Here is a 13203-nt window from a genome sequence, read left to right as displayed (position 1 = left end):
ATCACAGCTTGCTGTGCTCGACTTCCCGCTCGCGCTGCAGAAGTGTCCATTCCGCATGCTCGGTCAACGCTGCGTCGCCCAACGCGTGAAGGATCGCACGCTGCCTGGCGGGATCTGCCGTGCGGTCGAGCGCGACGCGAGCGCTGGCAAAGATGCGCTGCATGAAACGGTACTGGCGGATAAGTTCGCGATCCGCCTTCCGATAGGCGTAGGCTTCGCGCACTGCGGCCATGATGGAGAGCACCGCCATGGTGGTGACCAGGGTCACCTTGGTATCCACGTCGAGCCGTGTCGCGAACGCCGCCAGGAACACGCTGATCGCTACGCCACCCCACAGGCTGACGAGCCCTATGGTGGCGGTGATGTGATGCAGCCTTGTACGTTCGGAGGCCTTCCGTTCGTAGTACTCGAGCTGACCCGATCTACCCGATTGCCCCACCCATTCCTCGATGACCTCGTGAAGAGCGTCGTCGCCGGGTTCCTCGGGTGTCGACGATGGGTACAGGCTGGCCGCACGCATCACGTTACGGATCCATCCCAGTTCGATGTTCTGCTTCTGCAGGAAATTATCGTGGGCGAATTCGTGGTCGGCATCCGCTGCGACCCCGGCGCGGCGCCAGCATGACTGGACCCGCAAGCCCTCGGCGAGCGCGCGATAGTCCAGGTATTTGCGATGCCAACCACGATGACGCGCGAGGAGAGCCACTGCCCCGCCCGTCGCGAACAACAAAAGGAAGAGGTAGATCAGCGAATCGTGTGTGGGAACGTGGGCATAGAAAGTGAATGCGATACCCATGAGCGCTGCCGCGGTATACGTGACGCGTAGGGCGAGGAGCACGCGCTGGCGGAAGTGCACGGCGAGCCAGTCCGCGGCATGAAAGAACCGTTCGATCAGTACGGTCGCCGCGCACGGCGTCCCGTGCAACGATGGGGGGTCGGCTGCGATGCGTGCGGCATGGCGTGCGCACTCCCTGTTGAATTCGGTCATGCGCGCGAACATCAGGTCGAAGTCGCCGGGCATGTCCGCGTGCATCGCCGGATCCGCGCCCGTCCGCCATCCGGCCTCGAGCGGTTTCAACCCTGGGGCCGGTTCTCCTTGGCCGCGCGAACACACGATGTGGTACAGCAGGCTTTCCGTGCCGTCGCCAAGCACGTGGCGCTTGTGCGGAAGGCCCGGCAGGCTGCCGGAAAGGTGATAGGCCACGATCTGCGCGGTTCCTCCAAACCCTCCGACGTCGTTGCCGTCCCACAGCGCCAGGAGCACGTGGCAATGGCTGGCGATATAGACGCCCGCGGTGGCGTACTGCCTGTCGCGCTCGATTCCCGGCGTGGCGATGACATGGCGTGGCTTGCCCATGAGGCGCGGCAGCAGTATCACCTCGGCCTGGTCGCGGAGGGTTTCGAACGACCGCCGAACGTCGTCGTTGTCGAAGTCGTCCATGTAGAGGTCGGGCGGCAACGGCAGCGGCGCCATCAGGCGAACTCCACAGGCCAGGGCTTCCCGCGCCACAAGCTGGTCGCCACCCTCCGCCAGCGACGACAGGAGAACGATCGGCAGTCCGCGAAACCGCTGGCTCAGGTCGTCGAAGAATTCGCGGACACGAAGGCTTATGCCCTCGCGTTGCGAGGGAGAGATATCCCGATGGCTCGTAACGCCGACGACGAGTGGGACGACGGACGAGATCATGGGCATCAGCTCGGTTTTATGGCGCCTTTCTTGGTCAGGTCCGTCGTCGGCAGGGTCTTGCCCTGATCGGATGGTTTGGCGGTGGAGGGTACGGCCGGCTTCTCGGGTTTCTTGTCGCTGGGGGCGTTTGTCACGGTGGTTCTCCCGCTGGGTGGAGGAGTCCTTGCTGTCCTGCCGCCACCTCTCCGTCGGTGGCCGTGGATGGCGGGTGGGAGGCATCGTTGGGCGGGTAATCGATACCCTGCCGCTGCAGCGCAGCCAGGAGAGCGGCGTCGCGGTAGCCGTCGGCCCACAGGTGCGCTATGGAGGGTGCCGCGTCCGTTTTCCGTTGAAGATCCAGCAGCGCCTGGACCTTCAGGGCGAGCAGCCGTGGATCGCTCCCCACGCCGGCTTCTGCCACCGTGCGCAGCGCCTGTTCCCGCAGGCTTCGCGCGCTGCCACTGTCTGCAGCCGCGTCGGCCTGCACGAGCAGTCCCGCGGCCTTGGCGAGCAGGAGGGAACGGTCGCCCGGGGCCTTTTCCAGGAGGGAAGCAAGCATGCGCAACCCTGCGTCCGCCTGACGGCGCGCTCCCGCCTTATCGTCCATGGCATGCAACTGCGCGGCATGCTCGAGCAGCGTTTCGGCGTATTCGCGGCGCCACGTCGCATTTTCCCCGTCCTGCGCGGTGAGGCTGGCGAAGATCGCTTCCGCCTTCGCGATCAGGTTACCCGCTGCGAGCAGATCGCCGTGCAGCCGGCGCAGACGCGCGAGCTGCGTGCCGTACAGCGCGACCTGTTCCCGGGCCTCCGCGTTGCTGGCATCCATGGCCACCAGCGACGACGCGATGTCCACCGCGCGCTGCAGGCGTTCCATGCCGGACTCCGGATCGCCCGCCAGGGCCTGGGTCCGTCCAAGGATCGCGTGTGCCGTCAGCAGTCGGCCCTGGCGACTCGCATCTTTCGGAGCTTCGGCGGCAAGCCGCATCTGGATGCGTTCGTCTTCCGCGTACTTCCGCAACGCCTCGGCAAGGTCGCCACGCAACAGCGCAAGCTTGCCGAGATTGTTCTGGGCGGAGCCAAGGTATTCGCTCCACTCCGCGTTCCCGGGTTGCGCCGCCACGAGGCGCTGCATCGCGACAAGCATGCGCCTGTACTGGACGGCCGCTTCGTCCAGTTGTCCGCGCGCCTCCAGCACGTAGCCGATGTTGTTGTCGACGAGGGCAAGTTGAAAGGCGATATTCAGATCGTCCGGGGCGCTTGCGGACGCCCGCTGAAGGATATCTTTCGCCGACGCGAAGGTGCCTTGCGCGGCGTCCAGCTTTCCTTGCCGCCAGTACACCAGTCCCACGAAGGTCAGGGCTTCCGCGTGCGCGAGTCGGTACGCCGTGTCGGTGCCGGCGAGATCCAACGTCGATGCGATCGCGAGCGCCGCCTGGTACGAGGTCATCGCCGCGGCCAGCTCTCCCTGGTCCAGGCGAACGCTGCCGATCTTCTGCAATGCGGTCGCCCGCTGGCTCAATGCGCGTGCGCCGAGATCTTCCCCGGATTGCGCCTGGAAGTACGCCATGGCCTTGTCGTCCACCGCTTCCAGGATGTCCAGCCGAGACACCTCGGACAGTTTGTCGTTGAGGTCTCCGAGCATGAAGGCCACCAGGTCCTCGGCTTCCTTCTGCCTCCGCTCCGCGGTGTTGCGCGCCACGATGGCCGCCACCGCCAGTGCTCCGGTCATGACGGCAATGCCGATCGACGCGGATGTCAGGAGCATGGCCCTGTGCGCGCGACGCTGGTAATCGCGTCGTTTCAACGCATCCAGGTCCAGCCCGAGCAAGCCGGCGACGAGCCGGCACTTCGCCTCGGCCCGTGTGTCCTTTCCCGGCCGCACGTCGGCGGCAACGGGTTCCAGCATGTCGTCGCGCAAGGAGCCGTCCGCACGCCAGCGCCGGCGCAAGGCGGGCGCAAAGCACTCGTCCGCTTCATGCGCCGGGACGAGGCTCGCGTTCGGCTCGCCCGCCACGATCAGGCAAAAGATGCGGTCTTCGCGCCCCAGTCGTTTGAAAGCTGCCACCTCTTCGTTCACCCAGCGCGATGTCGCGGCGCTGGGCGAACAGACGACGAGCAGGCTCTCGGAGCCGGAAAGCGCTTCGTTCACCTTCGCGCCGAGGTCGGCCGCGCTGGCGAGTTCGTCGGTGTCTCGGAAGATGGGGCAAAGCCGTCGCGGTACCGGTCCGACGGCCGTCACCTGCCCGACGAGCCGTCGCGGCACCACGTAACGTTCCAGCGCCCGGTGCAACCATCGCGCCCAGGACTCGTCCCGGTGGCTGTAGCTGAGGAAAGCGCGGTACCGGAACGCCGGCACCGCGGACATCTGGGCGGCCACGTGGAACACTCCCTACGCACGCGGTTTTCCTGCCGTAACCAACGCTAGCACCGAAAGCGTGACTTGTGTCTCATTTTCACGAGCCCTTCACGCACAAATTCTTCGGCACCCGTGGTGCGTAGGCCGCTGCTACACCCCGGGTGGATCCGAGTCGATCACCTGCACTTTCGGGCCCGTCGTCGAAGGCTGGATGCTCTCGTCGGTGGCCAGCAGCACGGAGCCGGGCGACAGCAACGGCAGCACCTTCTCCATGAACTCCCGCGGCACGGCGACGCGATCGACCAGCGCTTCGTCCACCACCTTGCCCGCTTCGTCGCCATGACCGGGGATGCCGATGGTGATCCAGTTCGGCATGCGCAGGCCCGCGCGGTTCGGCGAATCCGGCATGAAGCCCGCTGCCACGATGAAGGCATGCGTGCCAGTGAGAGGATCGGTCACCTGGACCTTGCTGCGACCGATCTCGATCCCGTTGCGGAAAACGAAGACCGTGCCATCGGCAACGCTCAGCACCATGGAAATGGGGCCGGTCGGTGACGCCTCGGGCGTCCATCGATACAGCTCGCCCGAGGCCAGGGGTGCCAGGTCGAGGTCCGACCCGTTGCGCGGGTCGATGGGGATCACCGCACTCGGATGCACGACGGTGACCGGCGCGGTGCCCTGCTCCGCCACGACGACGGTCATGCCCATGTTGGTGGCGTCGAACAGCAGACGGGCGAACTCGGTGGGCATGTGCACGCAGCCATGCGATTCCGGATAACCGGGCAGGCCCCCCGCATGCAACGCCACGCCGTCCCAGGTCAGCCGCTGTTGGTACGGCATCGGCGCGTTGTCGTACTTCTTAGAGTGGTGGTCCTTGTCCTTCTGCAGGATCGTGAAGACGCCCGTGGGCGTGGCGTACCCTTTCTTTCCGGTACTCACCGTGGTGACGCCGATGAGGATGCCGTTGCGGTACGCATAGGCGCGCTGCTCAGTGAGGCTGACGATCACCGCCATCGGGCCCGCGCCGACCGGACGCCCACCCCAAATCCATTCGCCCGGTTTGAGGTTTGCCGGTGGAGTGTCCGCAGGGCTGGAGACCTTCGCGCCCCAGACGGGCATGCTCGCGGCGGCCGGCATGGCCAGCGCCATGGATACGGATAATGCGATGCCGATGCACAGGCGTTTCATGAGCGCTCCTTTTCGCCGATGCAGAGAGGTTAGCGGCCGGATGTTCGCTTGCGCCAGGACACGATAGCCGTCGTTTGGTCGATATTCCTACGGAATGACGGCATCCACATCGGCACGTTCCCGGCCGGCGACTGCATCGGACGGCAGAAGCAGCTCTCCGGTAAGAATGCTGGACATGGGACGGCGGGCACCGGGCAGGCGTGCCACGGGATCGAACAGCAAGTCGCGGCACCAGCCGAGCGCCGCGTGATCGGACTGGAACAACGGCGTCAGCCATCGGCTCATGCGCTGATACATGCGTACATGACGATGGCGCACGCGAACATAGGTGTCCAGGGCTTCGTCCAGGTTCTGCCGCGCGACCAGCGCATCCGATAGGGCCATGGCGTCGAGCAGGGCCATGTTCACGCCCTGGCCGAGCTGGGGGCTCATGGCGTGCGCCGCATCCCCGACCACCACCATGCGTCCATGCCGCGGACGCGCAAGCACGACGTCGCGATATCGCGCCTTGTGCAGTGCCTCCGCACGGTCCAGATGCGCCACGTGTGCTTCGAGTTCCGGCCAGATTGTCGCGACCTGCATCTTCAGGGCCGCCACGCCCGCATCGTCGAAGCGGCTCACCGTCTCGCCCGGAAGGCTGTAGTAGAAGGTCACCCAGCGCCCGTCATGACCAGGACGGGTGCCGACCGGAAGCATGCCGATCATCGAGCGCGTGCCGGCATAGCGTTGCAGCAGGTGCGTGGGCGACGGCCAGTCGTCGATGCGCAGGAGGCACCAGACCGCGCCCCAGGGGTAGAGGCGTTCGCGCCGCACCTGCGTGCCGCAGGCGGCGCGCAACGCCGAATGGGCACCGTCGGCCGCCACCACGAGGTCGAACGGTCCATGGCTCTCGCCTTGGGCGTCGGTGAGGGTATGCGTGCGGTCGTCGTAATCGACGATCTTCGTGCCTGTCCGCACCTGCGCGGCGCCAGCGTGAGCAGTGCGGAGCATCTCGAACAACGCACCCCGCGTCATGCCGACGCCATGGCATCCGGGCCGCCGGTCGGCGTAGCGCATCGCCATCACCCGCCGGCCGCGCAACGTGGTGCCGTGCAATTCGTCGATGCGCTGGCCGATGGCCGCCGCGCGGCCGGCGAGCCCCATGCGAGCGAGCACGCCGAGCCCCGTCGGCTGGAGCAGGAAGCCTGCGCCAACCGGCCCCAGGGTGGGGCTTCGTTCGAAGACGGTGACGTCGTGACCCTGCTCGGACAGAAGGATGGCCGTGGCCTGCCCGGCCGTTCCGTAGCCCACGATCGCGACCTTCATTCGCCTTTCCCCCGGATGACGCCCGATCATAGCGTGTCGATTTCCGGAGTACTCGTTCGACGCATGGTCAGGCCCTCCACGAACCGGTGACAGCGATGCCCCTGAAACTCTATGCCCATCCCTTCTCGTCCTACTGCCAGAAGGCGCTGATCGCGCTCTACGAAAACGGCACGCCGTTCGAGTGGAAAATGCTTTCGCCGGAGCATCCCGAGATTTACGCGGAGTTCGCCGAGCTTTGGCCGCTGAAACGGTTCCCGGTGCTGGTCGACGGAAAGCGGACCATCACCGAGGCCACCTGTATCGTCGAATACCTGGACCTCTACCACCCGGGCCCCACGCCGATGCTCCCGCGGGACCCGAAGGAAGCCCTGGAAGTCCGCGGCATGGATCGCTTCTTCGACAACTACATCTCCACGCCTCAGCAGAAGATCGTGTTCAACGCGATACGTCCCGAAGGCCTGCGCGATCCGCATGGCGTAGGCGAAGCGCGGGAAATGCTGGAGCTCGCCTATGCCTGGCTCGACAGGCACATGGAGGACCGCGAATGGGCAGCGCTGGACCGCTTCACCCTGGCCGACTGCGGCGCCGCGCCCTTTCTGTTCTATGCCGACTGGACGCATGCGATCGACGCGCGCTTCCGCCACCTGCACGCGTACCGCCGGCGACTGCTTGCCTGGCCTTCGTTCGCACGCGCCGTCGACGAAGCCCGCCCCTACCGTTCGTTCTTCCCCCTCGGCGCCCCCGATCGCGACTGACCGCAGGAGACATGCCATGACGAGCCCTTCCCTTGTACCAGCCGCCGAACTGGCGGCCCGCAGCACGCTTCGCATGCCGAACGAGAGCACCGCATACCGCGAGGCCCGTACCGCCCTTCTAGCGGAAGAAATCGAGCTTCGCCGCCACATCGAGCGCGTGGCCGCGATGCGCCGAGCCCTTCCGCCCGGCGGCGAAGTGCGCGGCGACTATCGCTTCGTCGGTGTCGACGGCCCCGTGGATTTCGCCGGCCTGTTCGGCGACCAGCCCAGCCTGGTCACCTACAGCTGGATGTTCGGACCGCAGCGCGACCGCCCCTGTCCCATGTGCACCTCGTTGCTGAGCGCGTGGGATGGCGAGGCCCGCGACATCGAGCAGAACACGGCGCTGGCGGTGATCTCCCGCTCGCCCATCGAACGCATGGTCGCGTTCGCGAGAGAACGCGGCTGGCGACACCTGAAGCTGTACTCGGATGCGAACGGCAACTTCAGCCGCGATTACTTCGCCATCGGCGAGAACGGCGGGGACGAGCCCGCCTTCAACGTGTTCACGCGGCGCGACGGCACGATCCGGCACTTCTGGTCCGGCGAGATGGACGGCAACACCATGGACCCGGGCCAGGATCCCCGCGGCGCGCCCGACCTGATGCCCCTGTGGACGGTCATCGACTGCCTTCCGCAGGGACGCTCGCCCGACTGGTATCCGAGCCTCGACTACCCGAAGGGCTGAGCGTCCCCGCCCGACTCATTGATCGGCGAGGGTGAAGTAGGCCACCTCCCGGCGCAGGATGCCGGCGCTCTCGCGCATGGCACGGCTGGCGGCCGCGGCATGTTCGACGAGGGCGGCATTTTCGCGCGCGGCGTCGTCGATGCCGCGGATGGCGTCATCGACGCGCGCGATGCCGTCGGTCTGGCTGCTCGTGGCGTCAGCGAGCGACGCGACTGTCGTCGCCAGCACACCCACGCGTTCGCCGATGCCGGTGAGCACTTCGCCCGCGCGGTTGACCGAGGCCACACCCGCCTGCACGGCCTCGTCGCTCGCGCCGATCAGCCCGCGGATGTCGCGCGCGGCGGTGCCGCAACGCTGCGCCAGTTCGCGCACTTCATGCGCCACCACGGCGAAGCCGCGACCGTGCTCCCCGGCGCGCGCCGCCTCGACGGCAGCGTTGAGCGCCAGCAGATTCGTCTGGAACGCCACCTGATCGACGAGGTCGAGCATCTCGGTCGTGCGCTGGCTCGTTTCCTGGATCGCGCGCATGTTGCCGATCGCATCGGTGGCCACGCGTCGGCCTTCGTCCGTCATCGCACGCGCTTCGCGCACGGCGCCGTTCGCGGCGGCCGCCCGGTCGAGGCCACCGGCGACGGCGTCGGCCATATCGCGCATGGACAACGTGGTGCGCTCCACGTGGGCGGCCTGCAAGCGCGTGCGCTCGCTGAGCGCATCGTTGCCGCGCGCCAGACCCGCGGCAGCTTCGGCCACGTGGTCCGCGCGGTCGCGCACCTGGACCACGACGTTGCCGAGCTGCGCGTCCATCTCCGCGAGCGACGCGAGCAGACGGCCTATCTCATCCTCGCGGCCAACATCGATACGGGACCCGAGGCGGCCGCCGGCGATGGCCGCCGCGACGTCCGCGGCTGACGCAGGCGGCGGCCCAACGACCGGATGATCGCGATATCGATGGCGCTCGCAAGCAGCAGCGCGATACCGAGGAGGACGGACGAATAGATTTCTCCCCGCTCGATGTCCGCGTGCTGCGCCTCCGCCACGGCTTTGCCGCCGTCCACGGCGAGACCGAAGAGGTTCGAGAAGTCGCTCTTCAGCGGCACGACGGCCGCTTGCACGTCGTTGGATAGCTGGAGTTGCGCGAGGTCGTACTGCTCGGCCTTCAGGAGCTCGATGACGGCATCGACGGCCTTGTCCGCGTCCTTCCGGTGCGCCGCCGCGAGCGCCACCAGTTTGCCCTGCTCCCTGCCGAGGCCGCTGGCCTCCAGGGCCGTCCACTGGCGCTCGATGGATTTGCGATCGGCCTGGATCGACGTCACGGCATCGTCGGCTGCGGACGGCAACCGGGTCAGAGTGGCGTGGACCAGTGCGTCGAGCAGGTCGTTGTAGTCGTTCTGGATGTGGCCGAGCGCGGCCACGGGCGAGAGTGTGTCGCCGACGACCGATTGCAGGCGCGCATCGGCTGCCCGGAGCTGGAGCCCGCCCACGATCCACAGGGCGAGCAGCAGCAGAACCGTGCCGGCAAGGCGAAGCGTCAGCCGGGCGCGGAGCGTCAGCGTGCGGAGGGGAACTCGGGGGAAACGCATGGATGGGCTCGAGGGGACTGGGGATGCTCCCGCTGTCGGCCGCAAACTGGGCAACTTTAGGCCCAAATCACAAGATTACTCTTTTATTTTCAATAGGTTACATATTGATGACATCCCTGTCAGCGCAACTGGCTGTCCTTGCTGCCCCGTCGGTTGTAGCCGCTGAAGCTGGCTTCCTCGCGATCCGCCAGCTCCTGGCAGGCCACGCACAGACGCACGCCCGGCACGGCTTTGCGCCGTGCCTCGGGGATCGGCTTGTCGCACTCCTCGCAGCGCTCCAGGCTGGGCCCTTTCGCCATGCGGCTGCGCGCACGCTTCACCGCGTCTTCCACGGTAGCGTCGATCTGGTCCTGTACGGCGGTGTCGCCCGCCCATCCGGTTGCCATGGCCTTTACCTCCCGGCGCTCGGCGTCTGAACGGTAAAGATGGTGGCAAGCCCATGGTTTTAAAGGCGTGAACGGGTCAGCGGGGCTCGTCGTAGATGCCGAATTCCGTGATGCCGGGCTGCCTGCCTTTCACGCTGAGGCGGACGCGCCTGGCCGAGGTACGCGCGATTTCATGGAACTGGTACGGCGCGGGTGTCGTGCCGGCGACAAGCTCGGTCCAGGCACCGTCCCGCTCCACTTCCACCTTGTACGAGGCGATGCGGCTCGCGTCGCCGTAGCCTTCCGCGTGCAGCGGCTCCACGATGGAAAGCGTGTTGAACGATACGGGCTCGTCGAAGCGCACCTCGATCCAGGCGTCTTCCTTGCCGCGGTCGGCAAGCCAGTAGCTGCGGAAATTGTCGTCGAACGCCTGGTCCGGGCCCACCGCCTCGTCGCTCGCGCTCGCCCAGGCGGGCCTGCCGGCGGCAAGATCGGGTGTGGTGATCGTGACGGATCGACCGATCTTCGGTGCCGGCCCCGTGTTCTTCCAGAGCCTGCCGATCTCGGCGAGGCGCGCTACCGCGTTGTCGTCGAAGCGGCCGTCCCGATTCGGCGCCACGTTGAGGATGAGGTTGCAATGGTTCTCGTTGAACGGCACGAGCCATTCCTCGACGATCGTCTTCGCCGACGCGAGTTCCGATGTCGGATAGGCCTTCTTCCAGAACCAGTCGCTTTGCAGCGTGGTGCCCGATTGCGAGGGCACGGGGCTGTCCGGCGGGATCTTCTGGCCGGCGTGCTGTTCGTACTGCTTGATGTCGGTGTAGTAGAGCGCCGTGCCCGGATAGCTGCCCGCGTTGTGGTCGGTGAGCAGGCAGTCCGGCTGCAACGATTTCACGAGGTCGTAGATTTCCCGGTACGGCAACTCCGCATAGGAGATACGCGACCACGAGGCATTCCAGCCGTCCAGGATCAGGGCCGTGAGCGGCCCGTAGTTCGTGAGCAGCTCGGTGAGCTGCGCCTTGATGAGCGCGATCTTCTCCGGCGTGACGGTGCGCGCGCGGATGTCCTGGCGCAGGTCGAGAATGGAAAAGTAAAGGCAGACCTTGAGCCCTGCCTTGCGGAACGAATCCACGTAACGCCGCACGACGTCGTGCGGAAACGACGACTGCATGACATTCGCGCTTCCGGTCTTCGTGGGCCAGAGGCAGAAGCCGTCATGATGCTTGGTGGTCAGGCAGGCATAGCCCATGTTCGCGGACTTCGCCGCCTGTGCCCATTGATCGGTATCGAGATGTTTCGGATCGAAGAGCTTCGGCGACAAGGTCGGATCGCCCCATTCGCGCTCCTCGAACGTGGCCATGTTCAAGTGGATGAACATGCCGAAGCGAAGGTCGAGGAACGCTTGCTGCAAGGATTGCAGCCGGGCCGGATCCACGGCCACGTGCTGTCTGGCCTTCACGGCGGACGGTGCCGCGGCCGAAACGCGCAGAGCGCTGCCCATGCCGCCAGCGAATGCACCCGCCACTGCCAGCGTCTTCGCGAAATCACGTCGATTCAATGCCCCACCCTCCCGAGTCGTCAACCTTCGACTGTCCCCGCGATGGCACGCGCTGTCAATCCGCAGGATCGGATGTCACGTCCGTGCGCCATCACGCCATGGCCGCCATGTGCAAGGCATGCCGGCCCGCGACGCGTTAGGCTCCCTCCATGGAAACGACCACTCCCTCCCTACCCGATGCGATCGCCGACGACGAGTCCGTCGCGTGCAGCGAGGCCGCGCGCCGCTGGACGCTGATCGCAGCCATCGTGGGCTCGGGCATGGCGTTCGTGGACGGCACCATCGTCAACGTGGCGCTGCCGGCCATCCAGCAGGCGCTGGATGCGACGACCGCGGACGCGCAGTGGGTCATGGAGGCGTATGCGCTGCTGCTATCGGCGCTGATCCTCGTGGGTGGCGTTCTCGGCGACCGCTTCGGTCGTCGCCGCGTGTTCGTCGTCGGCACGGTGGTGTTCACCCTGGCTTCGCTCGCCTGCGCGGCATCGCCCACTATCGGCGCACTCATCGGGGCGCGCGCGATCCAGGGTTTCGGTGCCGCGCTGCTCGTGCCCGGCAGCCTTGCGCTCATCAGCAGCGCCTATCCGAAAGAGCGGCGTGGCGCCGCGATAGGCACCTGGTCCGCCTTCAGCGGCATCACGGCGGCGGCCGGGCCGGTCATCGGCGGGTACCTTGTCGAGCATGTGTCCTGGCACTGGGCATTCCTCATCAACCTGCCCCTGGGTATTGCCCTGGTCGCGCTGTGCTTCTGGCGCGTGCCCGAAAGCCACGGCGCACATGCCGGAAAACTGGACATTGCCGGTGCGCTACTGGCGACGACCGGTCTGGCTGGCGTCGTGTTCGCCCTTATCGAGGCGCCGTCGAAGGGCTGGACGTCCGCACCGGTGCTCGCCGCTGCCGCAATCGGCATCGCTTCGCTGGCGGCGTTCCTGCATGTGGAGCGGGGCGCATCCGCACCGATGCTGCCCTTGTCGCTGTTTCGCAATCGGGACTTCGCCGCGGCGAACGCGCTGACGCTGCTGCTCTATGCGGCCCTCGGCGGCAGCCTCTTTTTCATCCCGCTCAACTTCATCCAGGTGCAGGGTTATGGCGCGACCGGCGCGGGCGCCTCGTTGCTTCCTTTCATCGTGATCATGTTTTCGCTGTCGCGCTGGACAGGACAGCTCGTCGACCGCGTGGGTGCCAGGCTGCCGCTGGTCGTGGGCCCGTCGATCGCCGCGGCCGGCTTTGTCCTTTACGCGGTGCCCGGCGTCGGCGACAGCTACTGGACCACGTTCTTCCCGGCGAGCTGCGTGCTCGGGTTCGGGATGAGCATTGTGGTGGCGCCGCTCACCACCACCGTCATGAACGCGTTGTCGCCCTCGCTGGCCGGCACGGCATCCGGCGTGAACAACGCCGTGGCGCGCACCGCCGGCCTGCTTGCCATCGCCGTCTTCGGCGCCATTCTCGCGCACGTGTTCGACAGCACCCTCGATGCCCGCCTCGCCACCCTCGACCTGCCCGGCGACCTGACGGCGCAGATGATCGAGCAGAAAGCGAAGATGGCCGGCATCCAGGTGGCCGACGTGACGGCCCGCCGCGCGATCGACGACGCCTTCGTGGCCGGCTTCCGCGCCGTCATGCTCGTGTCGGCGGCTCTTGCCGCGCTGTCGGCCATCGTCACCGCGTTCGCCTTGCGCGGTGGCGACGGCGGCGCGAAGCGGTGA

Annotated in this window: 11 protein-coding genes; 3 read left to right on the top strand and 8 right to left on the bottom strand. The window is 66.8% G+C overall.

What is annotated here, in order from left to right:
* Position 1: 1 nt before the first annotated feature.
* The 4 genes from FHS47_RS15635 to FHS47_RS15620 all read right to left on the bottom strand — a co-directional run bounded on the left by FHS47_RS15635 (position 2) and on the right by FHS47_RS15620 (position 6515).
* A complete protein-coding gene (locus tag FHS47_RS15635) occupies positions 2 to 1687 on the bottom strand; it encodes a hypothetical protein (protein WP_167029914.1) in 1686 nt (561 codons plus the stop codon).
* 130 nt (positions 1688 to 1817) lie between these two features.
* Positions 1818 to 4043 carry a toll/interleukin-1 receptor domain-containing protein gene (locus tag FHS47_RS15630; protein WP_208382060.1) on the bottom strand — a complete coding sequence of 742 codons (2226 nt, stop codon included), beginning with the start codon at positions 4041 to 4043 and terminating at the stop codon, positions 1818 to 1820.
* 129 nt (positions 4044 to 4172) lie between these two features.
* The gene (locus tag FHS47_RS15625; RefSeq protein ID WP_167029912.1) at positions 4173 to 5210 is read right to left on the bottom strand and encodes a L,D-transpeptidase; all 1038 of its coding nucleotides are present in this window, start codon (positions 5208 to 5210) and stop codon (positions 4173 to 4175) included.
* An 87-nt stretch (positions 5211 to 5297) separates the two neighbouring features.
* Positions 5298 to 6515: an NAD(P)/FAD-dependent oxidoreductase gene (locus FHS47_RS15620; protein WP_208382059.1), complete on the bottom strand. Its 1218-nt coding sequence runs from the start codon at positions 6513 to 6515 to the stop codon at positions 5298 to 5300.
* Positions 6516 to 6610: 95 nt separating this feature from the next.
* Between FHS47_RS15620 and FHS47_RS15615 the strand changes: the two genes are divergently transcribed.
* Positions 6611 to 7270, top strand: coding sequence for a glutathione S-transferase family protein (locus FHS47_RS15615; protein WP_167029908.1), 660 nt, complete (start codon positions 6611 to 6613; stop codon positions 7268 to 7270).
* 16 nt (positions 7271 to 7286) lie between these two features.
* The gene (locus FHS47_RS15610; protein ID WP_167029906.1) at positions 7287 to 7997 is read left to right on the top strand and encodes a DUF899 family protein; all 711 of its coding nucleotides are present in this window, start codon (positions 7287 to 7289) and stop codon (positions 7995 to 7997) included.
* Positions 7998 to 8012: 15 nt separating this feature from the next.
* On the opposite strand, the gene FHS47_RS19615 is transcribed toward FHS47_RS15610, so the two are convergent.
* From FHS47_RS19615 to FHS47_RS15595, 4 genes are all read right to left on the bottom strand, one after another.
* Positions 8013 to 8855 carry a methyl-accepting chemotaxis protein gene (locus FHS47_RS19615; RefSeq protein WP_343203532.1) on the bottom strand — a complete coding sequence of 281 codons (843 nt, stop codon included), beginning with the start codon at positions 8853 to 8855 and terminating at the stop codon, positions 8013 to 8015.
* Positions 8828 to 9577 carry a Tar ligand binding domain-containing protein gene (locus FHS47_RS19610; RefSeq protein WP_208382057.1) on the bottom strand — a complete coding sequence of 250 codons (750 nt, stop codon included), beginning with the start codon at positions 9575 to 9577 and terminating at the stop codon, positions 8828 to 8830. The genes FHS47_RS19615 and FHS47_RS19610 overlap by 28 nt, the downstream gene beginning before the upstream one ends.
* 119 nt (positions 9578 to 9696) lie before the next feature.
* Positions 9697 to 9963 (bottom strand): DksA/TraR family C4-type zinc finger protein, encoded by a 267-nt coding sequence (locus FHS47_RS15600; protein ID WP_167029904.1) that lies wholly within the window; start codon positions 9961 to 9963, stop codon positions 9697 to 9699.
* A 76-nt stretch (positions 9964 to 10039) separates the two neighbouring features.
* A complete protein-coding gene (locus FHS47_RS15595) occupies positions 10040 to 11500 on the bottom strand; it encodes an alpha-L-fucosidase (protein WP_208382056.1) in 1461 nt (486 codons plus the stop codon).
* Positions 11501 to 11649: 149 nt separating this feature from the next.
* On the opposite strand from FHS47_RS15595, the gene FHS47_RS15590 reads away from it, so the two are divergent.
* Positions 11650 to 13203, top strand: a complete 1554-nt coding sequence (locus FHS47_RS15590; protein ID WP_167029902.1) for a DHA2 family efflux MFS transporter permease subunit — start codon at positions 11650 to 11652, stop codon at positions 13201 to 13203.

This window comes from Luteibacter sp. SG786, from assembly GCF_011759605.1.
In the GTDB taxonomy this organism is placed as follows: domain Bacteria; phylum Pseudomonadota; class Gammaproteobacteria; order Xanthomonadales; family Rhodanobacteraceae; genus Luteibacter.
This window is presented reverse-complemented; position numbering and strand designations above follow the sequence as displayed.